This is a genomic window from Arsenicibacter sp. R0_47, from assembly GCF_057652235.1.
The window spans coordinates 1-582 of sequence record NZ_JBYFCJ010000111.1; the positions used below are offsets into that span (position 1 = coordinate 1).

Here is a 582-nt window from a genome sequence, read left to right on the forward strand (position 1 = left end):
GCTCACCGTACCCGTGAAGCCCGTTGGCGGCGTGTAGGTGTAGCTGCCGTTCGGCGAGAGCGTCACCGTGCCGTTCATCGGCTGGCTCAGCAGGCTCGCCGTCAGCGGAAGACCCTGCGGATCCACGTCGTTGGTCAGCACATTGCCTCCAACCGGTGTATTCACGTTCGTATTGTTGATATCGTTCTTCGCAATCGGTGCCTTGAACGTACATGCTGTCGATGTTGAAACGACACTTGTCGAGGCCGCTGTACTGGTACAGCTATTCACTGACTGTACTACAGAGTATTGATACATGCCTGCCGGCAGGTTTCTCAATTCTAAAGTCTCACTTACAACTGCTGCCGTCAGGCTGCTACCTGTCCATGTAAAGGTTGCATTTGACACACCAATCGCCGTTAGAATTAACTGACCATTGTTACAAACCGTGGCAGACATTGGCGTAACCATTGGCGCCGGCAAGTTACATACAGGTTGCTGCACATCAATGCTCAGCGTGGCATTGGCACACTTGCCCGCCGTGTTGCAGACCGTGTACGGATAGCTGTCAGGACCCGCATAACCGCCCGCCGGTGTGTACGT

1 protein-coding gene and 1 pseudogene are annotated in these 582 nt (G+C 54.5%); both read right to left on the reverse strand.

Going from position 1 to position 582, the window contains the following annotated elements:
- A partial coding sequence (locus AC23NW_RS36240; protein WP_487455597.1) for an Ig-like domain-containing protein occupies positions 1-297 on the reverse strand: 297 nt, incomplete at its 3' end.
- A 201-nt stretch (positions 298-498) separates the two neighbouring features.
- A pseudogene (locus AC23NW_RS36245) lies at positions 499-582 on the reverse strand (Ig-like domain-containing protein); the annotation flags it as partial.